Here is a 14,188-nt window from a genome sequence, read left to right on the forward strand (position 1 = left end):
CGCTGCGCGAGGCGCGCCGTCGTGCCCAGATCCACGTTGAAGGTGTGCAGGTCGCGGTTGTTGATTCCGATCACCCGCGCGCCGATGTGCAGCGCGCGATCCAGCTCCGCCTCGTCGTGCACCTCGACCAGCGCGGTCAGGTCCAGCGACCGCACCAGCGCGTACAGATCCGCCAACTGAGCATCATCCAGCGCCGCCACGATCAGCAGCACCGCGTCCGCGCCAGCCGCCCGCGCCTCGTAGACCTGATAAAAGTCCAGCACGAAGTCCTTGCGCAGCACGGGCACATCCACCGCCGCCCGCACCGCGCGCAGGTCGTCCAGGCTGCCCTGAAAAAAGCGCGCGTCCGTCAGCACGGAGATCGCCGCCGCGCCGTTGGCGGCGTAGGTCGTCGCCAGCGCCACGGGATCGAACGGCTCGACCAGAACCCCGCGCGAGGGCGAGGCGTGCTTGACCTCCGCGATCAGCGCGACCGTCTCGCGGCGCAGCGCCCCGGCAAAATCGCGCGGCGGATCAGTGCGCTCTGCCGCGTCGATCATGGCCGCCAGCGGCGTGATCTGCTGCCGCGCGGCGACTTCCTGTGCGGTGTTGTCGAGGATCTTGTCTAGCACGGTTTGCGTGCGGATAAATCTGGCCTGTCCCATGCTCAATTCCGTTCCATTACTGCACGACCGCAAACTTCTGGCTGCACGCGATCAGCGCATCCAGCTTGGCGAGCGCCGCGCCGCTGTCGATGATCTCCGCCGCCTGCGCGATGCCCGCCGCGATGTCCGGCGCGACGCCGCCCGCGACCAGTGCCGCGCCCGCGTTGAGCAGCACCACGTCACGCTTGGCGCTGTCCACCTCGCCGCTGAGGATGCCGCGCAGGATCGCCGCGTTGGTGGCCGGGTCACCGCCAAGCAGATCGGAGATGTGCGCCGGGTCCAGATTGTACGCGGTCGGGTCGAGATCGTACGTCTCGACCGCGCCGTCGTGGAAGTGGCTGACGCGGTTGGGGCCGGTCGTGGTCAGCTCGTCCAGGCCGCCGTAGCCGGACACGACCATCGCGGACACCGAACCCAACTCGCCCAGCACGTGTGCCAGAAAGTCGGTCAGGTCCGGCGTGAAGACGCCCATGAGCTGCCGCTGCGCGCCTGCCGGATTGGTCAGCGGGCCCAGGATGTTGAAGATCGTGCGCACGCCCATCTGCTTGCGCGGCCCGACGGCGTACTTCATCGCGGGGTGCAGCTTGGGCGCAAACAGGAAGCCGATCCCGACCTCGTCCACGCACTGCCCGACCTGCTCCGGCGTCAGATCCAGGTTGACGCCGAGCGCACCGAGCACGTCCGCGCTGCCGCACTTGCTCGTCGCGGCGCGGTTGCCGTGTTTGGCGACCTTCAGCCCTGCGCCCGCCGCCACGAACGCGACGGTCGTGCTGATGTTGAACGTGCCGGACTTGTCGCCGCCGGTGCCGCAGGTGTCGATCAGGTCGCCGCCCGCGCCGATCGGCACGCGGATCGCGTTGGCGCGCATCGCTCGCGCGCTGCCCACGATTTCTTCCTGCGTTTCGCCCTTCATGCGCAGGCCCATCAAATACGCGCCGATCTGCGCCTCGCTCGCTTCCCCGGCCATGATCTGGTTCATCACGTCTTCGGCGTCTTCCGTTTGCAGGTGGCCGAACCGGCTGATGATCTCAATTGCGCGCTGAATGTCCATCGTCTCTTGCCCTGTCATGATGCCCTTCTTTGTGTGCCGTGATTCTAATCGCCGTGGTTTTCCCGTAGGGGCAATTCATGAATTGCCCCTACCCAAATCAGTCCAGGCCCTGTCCTACAGCCGGTTCTCCAGGAAATTTTGCAGCAGGCGCGGGCCGAATTTCGTCAGAATGCTCTCCGGGTGGAACTGCACGCCCACCACCGGATGCTCCTTGTGCCGCAGCGCCATGACCTCGCCCGCCTCGGTGAAGGCCGTGATCACCAGCGAATCCGGCAGTGGCTCCTGCACGATCAGGCTGTGGTAGCGCGTCGCGTCGAAGGGGTTCGGCACGCCCGTAAACAGCGGCGTGCTGCGGTGGTACACCGGGCTGACCTTGCCGTGCATCAGGCGCGGGGCGCGCGTCACGACGCCGCCGTACGCCTGCCCGATGCACTGGTGGCCCAGGCACACGCCCAACACCGGCGTGTGCGACCCCATCTCGCGGATCACGTCGAGCGAGATGCCGCCGTCGTCCGGCGTGCCCGGCCCCGGCGAGATCACGATGTGCGAGGGCCGCATGGCTTTGATGTCCTCGACGGTGGCCTGGTCGTTGCGCACGACGCACAGGTCCGCGCCCAGTTCGCCCATCACCTGCACGAGGTTGTACGTAAAGCTGTCGTAGTTATCGACGACGACGATCATGGCTGTACCTTCTCCTGCTGCTGCATCTGCTGCTTGGTGTACGTATCTGCCTTACGCCGCATCCGGTTCCACACACCTGTGAAGCCCATCGCCTTGCGCATGACGGCAAGAGTCTGCTGTGTTTCGGCACGGACGCGTTCCGTGCCGTCGAGCAGGATCGCTTCGATCCGCCCGGACTGGTCGTACTGGACCCGCCGCTCGCGCATCGGGTCCAGCAGCGCGTTGATCGCTGCCGCGAGCGCTTCTTTCACTTCCACGTCCCCGACCTTGCCCGCACGGTAGCGCGCCTTGAGCGCCTCCACCGCCGCGCGATCCGGGTTGAACGCGTCGTGATAGATGAACACCGGGTTGCCCTCGACCGTGCCGGGGATGTCGGCCCGCACGCGGTTGGGATCGGTGTACATGCGCATCACCTTATGCTCGACCGTGCGCGCGTCGTCACTGAGGAAGATCGCGTTGTCGAGGCTCTTGCTCATCTTGGCCTGCCCATCCGTGCCGACCAGCGTGGCGACTTCGCCCAATTCACCTTCGGGCACGGGGAAGACATCGCCGTACAGGCTGTTGAAGCGCCGCGCGATCTCGCGCGTGACCTCGACGTGCGCGATGTTGTCCTTGCCGACCGGCACGAGATGCGACCGCACGCACAGGATGTCCGCCGCCTGCAAGACCGGGTAGCCGAGCAGCCCGTGCGGCATCTCGATGTTGGCCGCGCGCGCCATGTCCTTCAGGCTGGGGATGCGTTCCAGCCGCGAGACGGTCACCAGATTTTGCAGCAGCGTCTGCATCTCGTGGATCTCGTGCACGCCGGACTGCAGGTAAAACGTGACCTGTTCCGGCTCGATGCCCGCCGCGATCGCGTCCAGCACGAGCTGCCGCGCGTTGGCGTCCACCTGCGCGATGTCTTCCGGCGCATGTTTGGTGGTCAGCATGTGCAGGTCCGCGACGATGAAATAGCTCTCGTAGGCGTGCTGGTACTTCACGCGGTTCTTGAGCGTGCCGATGTAGTGGCCCAGGTGCAGCCGCCCCGTGGGACGGTCGCCGGTGAGAAGGCGTTTGCGTTCTGCCATCGGTCCGATCTCCCGTGCGCGGCGCTAAGCCAGCCCGTCTTCTGCGTTGGTGACGGCCACCGCCACCGCGCGCGCCTTGTTGACCGTCTCGTCGTATTCGCGCGCCGGGTCGCTGTCCGCGACGATGCCCGCGCCCGACTGGAAATACACCGTGTCGCCCTGCATGACCATCGTGCGGATCGTGATGCAGGTGTCCATCGAGCCGTCGAAGCTGAAGTAGCCCACCGCGCCGCCGTACGGTCCGCGCCGCGTACCTTCCAATTCCTCGATGATCTCCATCGCGCGGACCTTCGGCGCGCCGCTGAGCGTCCCGGCGGGGAAGGTCGCGCGCAGCAGGTCGAACGCGCTCATCCCCTGGCGGATCTGCCCCTGCACCTGGCTGACGATGTGCATCACGTGCGAGTAGCGCTCGACGTACATCATCGCCGGGACGCGCACCGTGCCGTAGTCGCAGACGCGGCCCAGGTCGTTGCGGCCCAGATCGACCAGCATGACGTGCTCCGCGCGCTCTTTTTCGTCCGCGAGCAGTTCGGCTTCCAGCGCGTCGTCCTCCGCCTCGGACTTGCCGCGCGGACGCGTGCCCGCGATGGGCCGTGCCGTGGCGATGCCGTCCTCCAGCCGGACCATCATTTCCGGCGACGCGCCGATCACGCTCAGGTCGTCATCGTAGCGCAGGAAGAACATGTAGGGCGAGGGGTTGAGCGCCCGCAGCGCGCGATAAATGGTGAACGGCTCCGCCGTGGTGCGGCGGCTGAAGCGCTGCGACAGCACGATCTGGAAGGCGTCGCCCGCCGCGATGTATTCCTTCGCGGCGCGCACGTTGGCCTCGTACTGTTCGCGCGTCATGTTGGAATGCAGCGTGCTGTCCGCCTCGGTGCTGGATTCCCGATCGGGCAGGAAGGGCAGCGGCTGTGCCAGCGCCTCGATGATGCCATCGATGCGGGCCAGCGCGTCGTCGTAGGCCGCGTCGGGATCGCCCGTGTTGTGCGCGTTCGCCAGCACGATCAACTGGTGGCGCGCGTGGTCGAAGATCACCAGCGTATCGGCCAGCATGAACGCCGCGTCGGGCAGGTGCAGCTCGTCCGTCGCCGTGGCGGGCAGGCGCTCGAAGTAGCGCACCATGTCGTAGCTCGCGTAGCCGACCGCGCCGCCGATGAAACGCGGCAGCCCGTCGATGCGCACCGGCTGGACGCGCTCGAACTCGCGCTCGACCACGTGCAGCGGATCTTCGCCGGGCAGCAGGTCGCGCGTGGACGTGTCGCCGTGGCGCGTCACCGTCACGCGGTTGTCCTGCACGGTGACCATGCCCTTGGGCCGGACGCCCATAAACGAATAGCGCCCGATCTGCTCGCCGCCCTCGACGCTTTCCAGCAGGAACGACGGTCCGCCCCCCTGCGCCAGCTTGAGGTACACGGACACGGGCGTTTCCAGGTCGGCCAGCAGCGTGCGGTAGACGGGCACGAGGTCGCCCTGGTCGAACAAGCGGCGGGCCGTCTCGCGGTCGGGGGTCGCGCGGACGCGGGTGAGTTCGGGGTTGGGTGAAATGGCCATTTTCGGTCGCCTCCGGTCGGTGACAGGATCAAAAATCCCCCTCTGCGTTCAAGGACGAGAGGGGGAATCCCGTGGTGCCACCTTGGTTAAGCGACTGTGCCCTAGAAACAAAAAATCCACGGTGATCGCGGATTGTTTCGTCAGGAAGCCAGCTTCACTTTGCAGAGTACGGACGCTCGCGCATCGATACCCGTCCCCGTGATAACGGTGGGGCCTCCGGTGCCGTCTACTGGGGAACGCCCGTTTGACGGTACGGCTCCCTGGACCATTCCACGCCCGCGCTAGGACCGCCTTCACAGCACCCGGCGGCTCTCTGACCTTCGCTTCGGCGTGTACTTTTCCAGATCAACGCCTGTGGGATGTTCAGTTGATAGCGCAAACAATAGCACGAAACGGCGGGGGCTGTCAAGAAGTAGCCTTAATAGATATATATGCGGTCACCTTGTGCCATATAGCTCCTTGAAAAGAGAGTCTATCACTTGAACTAGTTCAAGTAGTTTGGTAGTGTCAATGTCTTTGACATCCACTAACTTTACGGCTTCATTCATTACCTCGGCCTTTTGGTAGATGATATCTTTATGAGACTCGGCTAGCCATGCCTCTAACTGCTTTGTGAATGCTCTATCTGGAATACTCTTCTTTTGACGATCTTCAGACTTTGCCTGATCCTGTACCCAAACTTCAAAGGCCGTTAAATCAATGCTATTTTCCTTAGTAATCTTCTTTAGCGATTGAAAATAAATTCCTCTGGGAAGGATTTCCTCAAACTCTGTTTGGGTTAAGTAGATAATCGGTATTTGATCATACTTCTTTTTTACCTTCTCTACTTTGTTAGGGTTGTTTTTATCCCCATCAAGGAAAATTACCGGATTACACTGATTTGAAATGGCAATTCCAGCAATATATGCGTAACTATCTCCACCACCATCACAATACGAAATCAGGGGTGCAGTATGGGCCAAGCCTTCAAACCCTTTTACACCTTCCTCATATAAACGCTACAACAAATAAGGAATACATAGTTTTTCCGTTATACCTTCTACGATTACGGTAATCGGAGCATAGAGAAGTGAATCAGATGGCCAGATCCCTAGGCTATTCCGAATATTCAAATAATTATCGTGTATGGGACGATTATTAATTCGTGTAACTGCATACTGTGCGAAACTATCATTGGAACCCGTTCGCTCCAGTAATCGAAGCGTCCTTGGGCGAATCGGATTGATCATGCTCGGAGAATGCGTAGCATAAATAATTTGGATCGATTCGGAAAGGGCTAATCCCTCTAAAAATCTCCTTAACTCATGTTGAGCATCAGCATGAAGTCCGTTCTCCGGTTCATCAAGAAGTAGTACGCACTCCTGGTCTTTTGGTATCTCTAAGAGTTGTGAAACAACACTCAAAACTTTACGGACGCCAGCTCCTCGAAAGCTAAGTGGTGTACTTGTAAAATATATATCTTCCAAATCGACATACAAGAGACTTTCCTTAAGCCGGAAATGAACTGTCATATCCATTTCCAAGGGCAAAATACGGGACAAATGTTGCGATATCGCCCTACCGGCTTGCCGTAATATAATTCCCTGTACAGACTCACTACTAGAATTGAGTTTTAGAATAGCATCAGCCCCAAAGGCTCGACGTATAAATATCTCTTCTACTGGATTAGGATTAAATAAATCGATCGCATTGCCAATTTCATACACTGACGAATATGTGATGGCGCGAGGCATATGAGAAAACTTCTTAGAAGCAGAAGCTATTACACCTCGATCTCTTCTATGGGACGCAATCCTACTAGAGTAAAGCTCAGGGGCCAATGTAAACTCTATGGATATCTCATCGCCTACCTGTGCGCTTTCAACAAATCGACTGGTTTTCTTAGTTAGAACAGCAGTTACAGTACAGTTTAAATTTGGGTTTTCGTTCCAAATCTTAGTTCCCATATGAACATGAAAAAGATTTGCATCTTGCTCACTAATTGGTTTACTCGTACAAAGTAATTGAATAGCATGTAATATAAATGATTTTCCAACATCATTTCGACCAGTTAAAACTGTAACGTCTGGTTCAATATCTAAAATCGTAGCTTCTGGAAAAGGGCCTAAGCCATTGAACTCGATGCTCTTGAAAAACATGTGAGTTACCTCAAGGGTGAAATCTCATATTATCACAGAGAATTGTGATGTGATTATATTACATAGTTGCAGTATACAAAAGATAAAATTTTCTCTGTATAAAAATAATCGAGGTTTGTCACCCACCCGCTAAGCGCACCTTACAGGTTTTCGATCTTCACAGTATCTTCACACCCATAGAGGCCCCAAATATGCTATGCTCAGCGCCCAACGACTAGTTTGGGAGCATAGTAGGTATCATCATGATCATCCTCGCCGGACTTCTCCTCATGACTGTTGGGTTATCCCGTATTTACATGAAAAATCTGTGGTGGTTTGACGCCATGGTCTTGCAGCGCGCGCTGGGCAACACCATCGAGCGCACCGAGGCATGGGATCGCGTACAGGATCGCCTGGGGCTGTTTTTCATCGCCTGCGGCGTGTTCCTGCTGATTTATAACGCGTTCCTGGGCATGCTCTAGCGACGTCTCGCTAGGCAGTGGGTTCGGCGTTTGCGGCGGGCGGCAGCATGCGCGCGCCAAACGCCGGGATGCGCCCCAATCCCAGATAGCCGGCAGCGGCGATCAGGCACACCACCGCGCCGCCGAACCACGTCGCGGCAGGGGCGATCGATTCGCTCAGCCAGCCGCCCGCCAGCGGCCCAATCCCCGATCCGATGCGGAACGATAGGCTGAACGCGCCCATGTAGCGCGCCCGCATATCGACCGGGGCGAGGTTGGCGGTGACGGTCGTCGCGGTGGGCACGATCACCATTTCCCCGAACGTCAGCACGGACATTCCCAACACGAAGCCCGCCACGTCTCGGCTAAGGGCGAAGATCCCCGTTCCGGCGGCGTACAGCAGCGCGCCCAACATCAGCATGAGCAGCGGCGCGTGGCGGTCGGTCTGGCGCGTCACGGCGTACTGGAACACGACGATCAGCACGGCGTTCACGACGATGATCCAGCCGTAGACTTCCTCGTTGATCGCGTAATTTTCCTTGACGTAGACGCCCAGCAGCATGAACACCATCGAGTTGGCGATCTGCACCAGGATGTAGAAGCCCCACATGCTCAGGAAGACGCGGTCGCGCAGCAGCGGCCCGTAGCCGAGCGAGGGCACGCGCACCCCGGACGCAGACGGCGCGCCGTGCTCCGGCAGCGTCTCGCGCAGCATCATCAGCACGAACACCGCCAGCACGACTTGAATCGTCGCCGCGATAATGTACGTCAGCGTATAGCCGACCGAGATCAGCAGGCCGCCCAGCGCAGGACCCAGCGCAATGCCCAGGTTGTCGCCCATGCGCAGCAGCGCGAAAACCTCCGCGCGGTGGGCGGAATCGACCATATCCGCGACCATCGCAAAGCTGCCGATGCGGAAGACACTGTTCACCACGCCGTACAGCGGGACGAGGATCGCCCACTGCCAGAGCGTGCTTGCGCCGCTCATCGCCAGCAGATTCAGGCCGCTCGCCACCAGCCCGATCACCATCGCGTTCCGACGTCCGAAGCGGTCCATCAGCGGGCTGATGATCATCGTGCCTGCCAGCCCCGCGACCGATTGCAGCGTGAACAGCGAGGTGACGGTCGTCAGCGGGACGTCGAGCTGCTCGCGGATGTAGATGGTGAGGAACGGCCAGATCAGGCTCAGGCTCAAGCTGCCCAGGAACGTGCCCCCGGCCAACAGCCACATCTGCGCCGAGAATCGCCCGGCGCGCAAAGTGCGCTTCACACGCGGCCTCTTTCATAGGTGCAAAGTTGCGCAACTGGTGAACCCGGTCCATTGTAGCGCAGCGGACGGATCGCGTATAGGTCCGCGTGGGACCATGTGAGCGGGAAATCGCTATTTTCGCAAGAGCATGGTTTGGTAGGGGCGTATAGCGATACGCCCCTACAGCGACATACGGAGCTGGGCGGTGGCACAAAAAAGGGCGGGTTGCGCCCCGCCCTTACAAACCGTTCAGAAATCGTGTCGCTATACCAATTGCAGCGATTCGGCGCGGGCCTGCTTCATCTGCATCTCGCGCACGTGGCACGCGCACAGGTGATTCACGCCGAGATCCACCAACTGCGGCTCGGCGGTCGAGCACACGTCGATGGCCTCGCGGCAGCGCGTATGGAAACGGCAGCCGGAGGGCGGATTCAGTGGGCTGGGCGGATCGCCTTGCAGGATGATGCGTTCGCGTTTGGCCTTCGGGTCCGCCACGGGGATCGCAGACATCAGCGCCTGGGTGTAGGGGTGCTGCGGACTGCCGAACAACTGCTCGCGGCTGCTGATCTCCACGATCTTGCCGAGGTACATCACCGCGACACGGTTGCACAGGTGCTCCACCACGCTGAGGTCATGTGCGATGAACAGCAGCGTCAGATCGAGTTCTTCCTGAAGGTCTTTGAGCAGATTCAGCACCTGCGACTGGATCGAGACGTCCAGCGCGGAGACCGGCTCGTCGCACACGATGAACTTGGGGTTGAGCACCAGCGCCCGCGCGATGCCGATGCGCTGCCGCTGCCCGCCGGAAAATTCGTGCGGGAAGCGCCGCATGTGCGCTTCCGTCAGGCCGACCATTTCCAGCGCCTTGAGCACGCGCTCGCGGCGTTCGCCAGCGTCGTGCACGCCGTGCACGCGCAGCCCCTCGCCCACGATGTCGCCCACCTTCGAGCGCGGATCGAGCGACGAGTATGGGTCCTGGAACACGAGCTGCATGTCGGCGCGATAGGGCTTCATCTCGGCATGACTCAACTTGAAGATGTCCGTGCCGTCGAACATGACCGATCCCTCGGTCGCTTCGATCAGGCGCAGGATCGCGCGGCCCGCCGTGGTCTTGCCGCAGCCGGATTCGCCCACCAGCCCCAAAATCTCGCCTCGCTTCACGTCGAGGTCGATGCCGTCCACGGCCTTGACCAGACCGACGGTGCGCTTAAGCAGGCTGCTTTTGACGGGGAAATGGACCTTCAATCCCCGGACTTCCAACAGGTTCTGAGGCTCGCTCATGCGTTGTCCTCGCCTCCGTCTTCATACAGCCAGCACCGGACGAAGTGCCCAGGCCGGGCCTCGATCATGTGCGGCTCCTCGACCTCGCAGCGCGTCAGACCGTGCTCCACGCGGGCGCGACAGCGCGGCGCGAAGCGGCAGCCCGGCGGCATATCGATCAGGTTCGGCACGTTGCCGGGGATCACATCCAGCCGCTCCTTGATCTGGCCCATCACCGGGATGGAGGCGATCAGCCCCTGGGTGTAGGGGTGCAGCGGCTCGTCGAACAGCGGCTCGGTCGCCGCCTCTTCGACGGCGGTCCCAGCGTACATCACCGTCACGATGTCGGCCATTTCCGCCACGACGCCCATGTCGTGCGTGATCAGCATCACGGCCATGCCGTGCTCGTCGCGCAGGCGGCGGATCAGGTCCAGCACCTGCGCCTGGATCGTCACGTCGAGCGCGGTCGTCGGCTCGTCCGCGATGAGCAGATCCGGCGCAAGCGCCATGCCCATCGCAATCATGACGCGCTGCGCCATGCCGCCCGACATTTCGTGCGGGTAGTTGCTCACGCGCCGCTCAGGGTCGGGGATGCCGACCTCGCGCAGCAGCTCGACTGCGCGCAGCTCATTGGCTTTGCGCTTGGCGACGTGGTGCACCTTGAGCACCTCCACAAGCTGCGTGCCTACCCGGAACACCGGGTTCAGCGACGATTTCGGCTCCTGGAAGATCATGCTGATCTGCTCGCCGCGCACTTTGGTCATTTCCTGTGCGGACTTCTCGAGCAGGTCTTCGCCCTTGAAGCACACTTCGCCGGAAACGATCCGGCCCGGCTTATCGACCAGCCGCAGGATCGAGAGGGCGGTCATGCTCTTGCCGCAGCCAGATTCGCCTACGATGCCGCGAATCTCGCCGCGCTGCACGGCGAAGCTCACCCCGTCCACGGCCTTGACCGTGCCCTCGCGGGTGAAGAAGTAGGTGCGGAGATCCCGGACCTCCAACAACGGAGGCTCGGAGGAAGTATCCTTATGGGTGTTACCGTTCTGCTTGTCGCTCATGCTGTTCCCATACACTCAAAACGTACTTAGCGGTCCAGGCGCGGGTCGAGCGCGTCCCGCAGGCCATCGCCCAGCAGGTTGAACGCCAGAACCGTGATCATGATGGCGATACCGGGATAAAACACCAGATGCGGCGCGGTGAAAATCTGGTTGCGTTCCGCGCCGAGCATTGCGCCCCACTCCGGTGTGGGCGGCTGCGCGCCCAGGCCCAGGAACGACAGCGCCGCCGCGTCGAGGATGGCCGTGCCGATGCCCAGCGTCGCCTGCACGATCAACGGCGCGAGCGCGTTGGGCAGAATACGCCGGAACAGGATGCGGATCGGCGCGACGCCCAACACACGGTCGGCCATCACGTAGTCCTCTTCCTTGACGGCCAGCACGCCCGACCGTGCCACACGCGCATAGGCGGGGATGGATACGATCGAGATCGCCAGCAGCGCGTTGATCAGACCGGGGCCAAGCACCGTCACCACCGCGATCGCCAGGATCAACGAGGGGAAGGCCAGAACCACGTCCATGATGCGCATGATGATATTATCGGCCCAGCCGCCCAGGTATCCGGCCACGGAGCCCGTGAATACGCCGATGATCACGGCGAAGGTCACGGTCGTGATGCCGACTAGCAGCGACAGACGCGCACCGTAGACCACACGGCTGAACTGATCGCGCACGTTGCCATCGATGCCCATCAGGTACTGCTTATCGCTCGTTTTTACCGCCGAAAGCTGGTTGCCATCGGTGACCAGCACCGCGCCGCCCGTGCTTTCCCATACGGCTTTCTGCACCGGTTCTTCGCGGTCGAAGTCGAGCACCTGCTCGCCGTTGGACGCATCCCAGACGCGGATCTGGTGCTCGCCCTGGGTCATGATGCGGGTAGCGAGGGGGCTGCTGGCAATCGACACAACCGGCTCCCCGTGCGACAGTTCCAACAGCAGATCGCCCGTGCGGGCGTTCCAGACCAGGGCCGTGTCGCTGTTGGCGGCCATCACGCGGCTGATCCCGCGCGAGAGGTCTTCGCCCCACGCCCCGTGAGTCAGGTCGCCGTCATACTCGATCACGCGATCTTCGGTGTACGAGTTGGCGTTCCAGATGTGCAGCGTGTTTCCGCTCGTGGTCAGGATGCTGGTGCTGGCTTTGTTGAACACGGCGCTGGTGACCGGCGCGTCGTGCTCGAATGTCGCCACTTCCGTGCCGGTGAAGGCGTTCCACAGCTTGACGGTGCTGCCGCTGGCGGTCATGACCATCGTGCCGTTGGCGTTCCACGCCGCCGCGATGCGCTCGCCGTCCAGCTCGATGGCCGCGATCTCGTACCACGACAGCGTGTCCCACAGGCGCACAGTATGCGCGTCCGCGCTGAGGAAGCGCGTGCCATCCGCATTCCAGGCCACGTAGTCCGCGCCGCCCTCGTGGGTTAGCGTGCGGCTCAGGGAGCGGCTGGTCAGATCCCACACGGCAATATCGCCGTTATCCATCGCGGCCAGGATCTTCTGGTCGTTGGGACTCCAGCTTACCGCCGTGACGGGATGATCGAGGTCGAACGATGCCACCGACTTGCCGTTATCGGTGCTCCAGATCTCGACATGCGTGCCGCTGGCCGCCAGCATCATGGCGTTGGTCGCGCTGAGCGCGCTCACGTCGATGGGCGCGTCCATGCTCACCCGCACAAGCTCGTCCCCGGCGGTAGGGCAGCCGAAGAGGTGAATGCACGGGGACATGCGCTTGACGACGCCTTCTTCGGGCGTATCGAGCAGCACCGCCAGCGGATCGTGCGTGGCGATCACGGGCGCAAAAATGGCGACGACGATCAAGAAGGTCAGGATCGTCAGGCCCACGATGGCCGACGGTTTGCGCAGCAGCCGTTCGAGCGTTTCGCGCCACAGGCTTTTGGATGGGCGCGACACCACCACGACATCGGCAGGCACAAGTTCTGCATTGGGTGGTACAGGGTCTGTTCGTTGCATGATGGTCTTACTCGAGTCGAATGCGAGGATCGAGATACGCGTAGAGCGTGTCTACGACCAGGTTGATAAACACAAAGATGACCGCGATGATCAGCGTGAACGCCTGCACCACGGTGTAATCGCGGCCCGTGATAGCGTCGTATAACACGCGCCCCACGCCGGACAGCCCGAAGATCGTTTCGGTGAGCACCGCGCCACTCAGCAGCGAGCCAAGTGACAGGCCGATGATGGTCACCACCGGCAGCATCGCGTTGCGCAGCCCGTGACGCAGCACCACGCCGACCTCGTGCACACCCTTCGCACGCGCTGTGCGCACGTAGTTGAGGCCCAGCACTTCGAGCAGGCTGGAGCGCGTCATGCGCGCGATCAGCGACATCGGGATCGTGCCCAGCGCCACGGCAGGCAGGATCATGTGCTGAAGCGCATCCCCAAAGGCATGCCAGTCACCGACCAGCAGCGCGTTGAGCGTGTTGATGTTGGCGATGAAACCCGGCACGGTGAACGCGGACGTATCCGACACGTGGATGCCCCACGCCTGATAAAACGGCTCGATAGCTAACCCCGCGCTTAGACGACCGCTGGGCGGCAGCCACAGCGGACTGTCTTTGAGCACCACGCCAAACAGGTACGACAGCATCAACCCCAACCAGAACACGGGCATCGAGACGCCGACGTTCGCGCCGATCATCGTGCCGACGTCGATGGCGGAGTTATGATAGTAGGCTGAGATAACACCCGACGGAACGCCTACCAGGATCGCGAACATCATCGCGTAAAACGTCAGCTCGACCGTGACCGGCAGCCGCTCGACGAGCAGCTCGTTCACGGGGCGGCCAAACTTGATCGAATCGCCCAGATCACCGTGCAGCACGTCGCGGATATAGATGCGAAACTGCTCGGGAATAGGGTCGTTCAGGCCATAACGCTCGTTGAACGCGTCACAGATTTGTGGTGTTGCGCGCTCGCCTAACGCCGACCGGCACGGATCGCCGGGCAGCAGCCGCGCCAGGCTGAATGTGACGAAAAGAATGCCCAACAAGACCGGGATTGAAAGGGCCAGGCGTCGGGCCAGATAACCTACCATGCGT

At 61.5% G+C, this 14,188-nt stretch carries 13 protein-coding genes and 1 other annotated feature; of the genes, 1 reads left to right on the forward strand and 12 read right to left on the reverse strand.

Going from position 1 to position 14,188, the window contains the following annotated elements:
* The 7 genes from trpC to V7116_RS09575 form a co-directional block, all read right to left on the reverse strand.
* Positions 1–644 (reverse strand): indole-3-glycerol phosphate synthase TrpC (gene trpC / locus V7116_RS09545; RefSeq protein WP_324391684.1); only part of this gene is annotated, 644 nt, incomplete at its 3' end.
* A 16-nt stretch (positions 645–660) separates the two neighbouring features.
* Positions 661–1,713, reverse strand: coding sequence for an anthranilate phosphoribosyltransferase (gene trpD, locus V7116_RS09550; protein WP_324391685.1), 1,053 nt, complete (start codon positions 1,711–1,713; stop codon positions 661–663).
* A 96-nt stretch (positions 1,714–1,809) separates the two neighbouring features.
* Complete coding sequence (locus tag V7116_RS09555) at positions 1,810–2,376, reverse strand: anthranilate synthase component II (RefSeq protein ID WP_324391686.1); 567 nt, start codon at positions 2,374–2,376, stop codon at positions 1,810–1,812.
* Positions 2,373–3,443: a tryptophan--tRNA ligase gene (gene trpS, locus V7116_RS09560; RefSeq protein ID WP_324391687.1), complete on the reverse strand. Its 1,071-nt coding sequence runs from the start codon at positions 3,441–3,443 to the stop codon at positions 2,373–2,375. Before trpS ends, V7116_RS09555 begins: the two co-directional genes overlap by 4 nt.
* Positions 3,444–3,467: 24 nt before the next feature.
* Complete coding sequence (trpE, locus tag V7116_RS09565) at positions 3,468–4,994, reverse strand: anthranilate synthase component I (RefSeq protein ID WP_324391688.1); 1,527 nt, start codon at positions 4,992–4,994, stop codon at positions 3,468–3,470.
* A gap of 47 nt (positions 4,995–5,041) precedes the next feature.
* Positions 5,042–5,352: a binding site (T-box leader), on the reverse strand.
* Positions 5,353–5,431: 79 nt separating this feature from the next.
* Entirely contained in the window at positions 5,432–5,956 is a 525-nt protein-coding gene (locus V7116_RS09570) for a hypothetical protein (protein WP_324391689.1), read from the reverse strand.
* Between the two features lie 36 nt (positions 5,957–5,992).
* Positions 5,993–7,132, reverse strand: a complete 1,140-nt coding sequence (locus V7116_RS09575; protein WP_324391690.1) for an ATP-dependent nuclease — start codon at positions 7,130–7,132, stop codon at positions 5,993–5,995.
* Between the two features lie 269 nt (positions 7,133–7,401).
* Between V7116_RS09575 and V7116_RS09580 the strand changes: the two genes are divergently transcribed.
* Positions 7,402–7,593, forward strand: a complete 192-nt coding sequence (locus tag V7116_RS09580; protein ID WP_324391691.1) for a hypothetical protein — start codon at positions 7,402–7,404, stop codon at positions 7,591–7,593.
* Positions 7,594–7,603: 10 nt separating this feature from the next.
* Here the strand turns inward: V7116_RS09580 and V7116_RS09585 are convergent, their stop codons facing one another.
* The 5 genes from V7116_RS09585 to V7116_RS09605 all read right to left on the reverse strand — a co-directional run bounded on the left by V7116_RS09585 (position 7,604) and on the right by V7116_RS09605 (position 14,184).
* A complete protein-coding gene (locus tag V7116_RS09585) occupies positions 7,604–8,842 on the reverse strand; it encodes an MDR family MFS transporter (protein WP_324391692.1) in 1,239 nt (412 codons plus the stop codon).
* A 243-nt stretch (positions 8,843–9,085) separates the two neighbouring features.
* The gene (locus tag V7116_RS09590; protein ID WP_324391693.1) at positions 9,086–10,102 is read right to left on the reverse strand and encodes an ABC transporter ATP-binding protein; all 1,017 of its coding nucleotides are present in this window, start codon (positions 10,100–10,102) and stop codon (positions 9,086–9,088) included.
* The gene (locus tag V7116_RS09595; RefSeq protein ID WP_324391694.1) at positions 10,099–11,139 is read right to left on the reverse strand and encodes an ABC transporter ATP-binding protein; all 1,041 of its coding nucleotides are present in this window, start codon (positions 11,137–11,139) and stop codon (positions 10,099–10,101) included. The genes V7116_RS09590 and V7116_RS09595 overlap by 4 nt, the downstream gene beginning before the upstream one ends.
* 26 nt (positions 11,140–11,165) lie before the next feature.
* Positions 11,166–13,100, reverse strand: coding sequence for an ABC transporter permease subunit (locus V7116_RS09600; RefSeq protein WP_324391695.1), 1,935 nt, complete (start codon positions 13,098–13,100; stop codon positions 11,166–11,168).
* Positions 13,101–13,107: 7 nt separating this feature from the next.
* Complete coding sequence (locus V7116_RS09605; RefSeq protein WP_324391696.1) at positions 13,108–14,184, reverse strand: ABC transporter permease; 1,077 nt, start codon at positions 14,182–14,184, stop codon at positions 13,108–13,110.
* Positions 14,185–14,188 lie beyond the last annotated feature (4 nt).

This window comes from Aggregatilinea sp. (assembly GCF_036822615.1).
Lineage (GTDB): Bacteria > Chloroflexota > Anaerolineae > Aggregatilineales > Aggregatilineaceae > Aggregatilinea.